5 protein-coding genes are annotated in these 4176 nt (G+C 76.0%); 3 read left to right on the plus strand and 2 right to left on the minus strand.

The features are described 5' to 3' along the window. Both VR44_RS25850 and VR44_RS25855 read left to right on the plus strand, forming a co-directional pair. Window positions 1-297 (plus strand): NADH-quinone oxidoreductase subunit K (locus VR44_RS25850; protein ID WP_045950000.1); only part of this gene is annotated, 297 nt, incomplete at its 5' end. Window positions 298-312: 15 nt separating this feature from the next. Further along, window positions 313-2127 (plus strand): complex I subunit 5 family protein, encoded by a 1815-nt coding sequence (locus VR44_RS25855; protein ID WP_245692208.1) that lies wholly within the window; start codon window positions 313-315, stop codon window positions 2125-2127. 6 nt (window positions 2128-2133) lie between these two features. On the opposite strand, the gene VR44_RS25860 is transcribed toward VR44_RS25855, so the two are convergent. Continuing rightward, window positions 2134-3240 carry a carboxylate-amine ligase gene (locus VR44_RS25860; RefSeq protein WP_045950001.1) on the minus strand — a complete coding sequence of 369 codons (1107 nt, stop codon included), beginning with the start codon at window positions 3238-3240 and terminating at the stop codon, window positions 2134-2136. A 73-nt stretch (window positions 3241-3313) separates the two neighbouring features. After that, on the minus strand, window positions 3314-3544 hold the full coding sequence (locus VR44_RS25865) for a hypothetical protein (protein WP_045950002.1): 231 nt from the start codon (window positions 3542-3544) through the stop codon (window positions 3314-3316). A gap of 268 nt (window positions 3545-3812) precedes the next feature. Between VR44_RS25865 and VR44_RS25870 the strand changes: the two genes are divergently transcribed. Beyond that, the coding region (locus tag VR44_RS25870) for a PAS domain-containing protein (RefSeq protein ID WP_045950003.1) at window positions 3813-4176 on the plus strand (364 nt) is incomplete at its 3' end.

The following is a 4176-nucleotide window of genomic DNA, read 5'->3' on the forward strand; positions in this document are numbered from 1 at the left end:
CTCCACGGCCTGGTCACCAGCCGCCACGCCGTCCACGCCATCGGCTGCCTCAGCGTCGTCCAGTCCGGCACCTACGTCCTGCTCCTCGCCGTCGGCTACCGGCGCGGCGGAACCGCCCCCTACTTCACCGACATCCCGCCCGGCACCCTGGTCACCGACCCCGTCGCCCACGCCCTCACCCTGACCGACGTGGTCGTCGGAGCCGCCGTCAGCGCCCTGCTGCTCGCCCTCGTCCTGCAGACCGCCAAACGGCACGGCACCGCCGACCCCGACGCCCTGACCGGCCTCAAGGGCTGAGGCCCCGGTACCGCCGTGACGCACGCCGCCGCCCTGCTGCCGCTCACCGTCGCCTGGCCGCTGCTCGGAGCGGTCCTGCTGGCCGGTCCCGGCCGGTGGCTGCGCAGGACCGCCGCCGACGCCCTCGCCACCGCCTGGGCCACCGCCCAGCTGGCGCTCCTCGCCGGCCTGTGGGCCGCCGCCGGGGACGGGCGGCTCGTCAGCTGGGTCGCCGGCTGGACCCCGGTGGACGGCCACAGCGTCGGCATCGTCCTCGCCGCCGACCGGATCGGCGCCGGACTGGCGCTCCTCGCGGCCGCCCTCGTCCTGGCCGCCCTCGGCTACGCGTGGCGCTACTTCGACGAACCGGAGACCGAGCAGGGGCACGGCGGCGCCTTCCCGGCCCTGCTGCTCCTCTTCGAGGCCGGCATGTGCGGGTTCGCCCTCACCGGCGACCTGTTCGACGCCTTCGTCTTCTTCGAGCTGATGGGCGTCGCCGCGTACGCCCTCACCGCCTACCGCGTCGAGGAGCCCCGCCCCCTCCAGGGCGCCCTCGCCTTCGCGCTGACCGGCTCGGTCGCCGGCTACTGCGCCCTGCTCGGCATCGGCCTGCTCTACGCGCGGACCGGCGAACTGGCCCTGGCCAGGATCGGCGAGGCGCTCGGCCGGCAGCCGCCGGGACCGGTGGCCGCCGCCGCGTTCGCCCTGATCGCCACGGCCATGCTGGTCAAGGCGGCCGCCGTGCCCTTCCACTTCTGGCTGCCCGATGCCCACGCCGAAGCCCCCTCCCCGGTGTGCATGCTGCTGTCCGGGGTCATGGTCGAACTCGGGCTCTACGGGCTGCTGCGCGTCTACTGGACCGTCTTCTCCGGCCCCGGCGGCATCCCCGCGGAGGTCTTCCGCACCACCTTCCTGGTCCTCGGCGCGCTGACCGCCCTGACCGGCGCGGTGCTCTGCTGGCAGCAGCGGCACCTCAAACGGCTGCTCGCCCATTCCACGGTCGGCCACATGGGGCTGTTCCTTTGCGCGGCCGCCCTGCTCACCCCGGCGGGCACCGCCGGGGCCGCCCTCTACGCCCTCGGCCACGCCGGGGCCAAAGCCGCCCTGTTCGCCCTCGTCGGCGTGCTCCTCGACCGGTTCGGCTCGGTGGACGAGCACGGACTGCACGGGCGCGGCCGCGACCTCGTGGCGGCCGGCGCGCTGACCGTGGCGGGAGCCCTGGCCCTGGCCGGACTGCCGCCCTTCGGCACCGGCCTCGGCAAGGCGGTCGCCGAGCACGCCACCGCCCACGGCGCCCCCTGGCTGCTGCCGGTGTTCCTGCTGGTCCCCGCCGTCACCGCGGGCGCCGTCCTGCGGGCCGCCCTGAGGGTGTTCGCCGGAGCGGGGGCGACGCCCCGGCAGCGGCACGCCGGCCCCGAGACCACCGGCGGCGGGGAGGAGCCGGAGGTGCGCGACCCCAGCCGCCGGGTGCCGCGGGTCATGCTCGTCGTCCCCGCCCTGCTGCTCGGAGCCTCGCTCGCCGTCGGCCTGCTGCCCGGGCTCGCCCACCGGATCGCCGAGGCCGCGGCCGGCCCGCCGGTGCCCGAGGCGGAGTGGACGGCCACGGGCGTGCTGCTGGGCCTGGCCGGCGCCGTGCTGGCGGCGGCGATGGCCGCCGCCGCGCTCTGGGGCCCCGCACTGAAGGGCCCGGCCGCCGGGGCCGTACGGGCTGCGGCGGACCGGGCCATCGTCCTCGCGGTGGTGCCGCTGCGCCGGCTGCACTCCGGGCACGTGGGGGACTACGTCGCCTGGCTCGCCGCCGGACTGGCCGCGCTGATGGCCGTGTTCACCCTGTGCGCCCGGGCCGGGTGAGGCCGGCTACACCGCGGCGGTGGCGGCGGCGAGGTCGTCGACCACCTCGGTGAGGCGGCCGTGCCGCCCCAGCGCGGAGCGCTGCCGGTCCGCCCCGCTGCCCTCGTTCCTCAGCCGGCGCAGGAGGTCCTCCACCAGGGCCAGGTCGCCGGTGGCCTCCAGCCCCGGCGCCGCCCGGGCCAGGAGGCGGTCCACCAGGGTGCCGGCGGGCAGCCGTTCGCCGCTGACGGGGTCCAGGTCCAGGCCCCAGCCGTGCAGCCCGTCGGACGCGGCGAGTCCGTGCGCGGCGCGCAGCCGCGAGTCGGAGATCTCCGGGGGCGGCTGGTGGCCCTCGGCCTCGGCGAGCAGGCCCTGGGCGAGCCCGCGGAGCAGGGCGGTCACCAGGACCACCGTCTCGACGTCGGCGTTGGTGTCGGCGATGCGGATCTCAAGGGTGGGCACGTGCTCGGACGGGCGGGAGTACCAGTAGAGCATCCGCCGGTCCATCAGGACCCGGTGCTCGACGAGGGCGCTCACATACGCCTCGTACTGGGCCTCGCGCATCACCGGCGCGGGGCCGACCGTGGGCCAGCGGGAGAACTGCCTGTGGCGGCAGCTGTCGAAGCCGGTGTCACGGCCCAGGAGGAAGGGGGAATTGCCGGTGAGGGACTGCAGCACCGGCAGCCACGGGCGGATGTGGTGGGACAGGGCCAGGGCGGTGGCCCGGTCCATGGTGCCCAGGTGGATGTGGCAGCCGCAGACCAGGCCGTCCCAGCGGTCCACGAGCGCGGCGAACGTACGGGCCATGCGCCGGTAGCGGTCGGTGTCGGTGACGGCCAGCGGCCGGGCGGGCGGGACCGGCGGGGTCCCCGTCGCCACCAGCCGGCACCCGTACTCCTCGGCGGCCGCCACGGCGGTGCGCCGCAGCCGCGCCAGCTCGGCCCGCAGCCCGGAGGTGTCGGTGACCGGCAGGGTGCACACCTCCACCTGCGCGGCGTAGAACTCCGTCTGCACCTGATCGCCCAGCTCGGCGGCGGCGGCCGCGATCACAGCGGGGGCCCGGTCGGCCGGACGCCTGCTGGCCCGGTCGACCAGCAGGTACTCCTCTTCCACGCCCATCGTCAGCGCATGCATCGGGGTCTCCTCGCTCTGGACCGGGCGTCTACCCGTACGCGCCCGGCGCAGTCAAGCGGACGCGCGTCACGCGTCAGCGGTCGTCGCGCATGTCGTCCAGATCCTCCTCGCGCAGGTCCCGCATCACATCACGCATGGTCGCGTCCTCCCGGCCCCGCTCGTGCGTGATCTCATCGGGCGTGCGCGGCCGTCCGCCCGTCCTCAGCTGCTCAGGACTCGGCGACCGCCCGCGGATCCGCCGCCCCTCGCCCTTCTCCGGGGCACGCCCCCGGTCCTGGCCCTCACCGTGCTGCCTGTCACCCATGACGCACACTCCTGAACTCCCTGATGCCCTCCCTTTCCATCCCGGTTCCTCCCTTTATGAAGGTACCCCCGCGCGTTTGTCCCTACCGCCCCCGGGCAGACGCCGACGTGCCGCCCCGTGGTCTCGAATGCGGGGCGGACCACATGCCGGGCCGGGAGGCGGCCGGGAGGCGGTCGGCAGAGGATGGAGGGGAGCCGGGGTTCCCGCGCCGTCCGCCCGGGCGGCCGGGCGGTGTGCGGGACGGAGCTCCCCGTGGGGTGCGTGCCGGATGAACGAGGACATCCAGGTCGACGACCTGATCAACAGCGCGGCGCAGGCCGCCGGCGGCTGGCTGGGCTCCCTGCCCGTCGCCCTCATGGCCACCAGCGCCACCGGCACGATCGTGCGCTGGAACCAGGTCGCGCAGGAGCTCCTCGGCTACGCCCCGCCGCAGATGCTCGGCCACCACATCGCCGACCTGCTGCACCCCGGATCCGACCGCAGCCTGGGCCGCTCGCTCTGGGAGACGGCGGCCACCGGGCGCGGTGTGATGGGCACGGTCACCGCCTGGCACCGCGACGGGCATCCCATGGAGCTGGAGATCTGGGCCTCGCCCGTGGCCGACCGGCAGGGCGCCGGCGCCGCCACCGTGC

The sequence above is a fragment of the Streptomyces katrae genome, assembly GCF_000966975.1.
Lineage (GTDB): Bacteria > Actinomycetota > Actinomycetes > Streptomycetales > Streptomycetaceae > Streptomyces > Streptomyces katrae.

What these genes read in the sequence shown, in the direction of transcription:
- VR44_RS25865 (WP_045950002.1), bottom strand. Translation starts at nt 3,544, where the DNA reads ATGGGTGACAGGCAGCACGGTGAGGGCCAGGACCGGGGGCGTGCCCCG.
- VR44_RS25860 (WP_045950001.1), bottom strand. Translation starts at nt 3,240, where the DNA reads ATGCATGCGCTGACGATGGGCGTGGAAGAGGAGTACCTGCTGGTCGAC.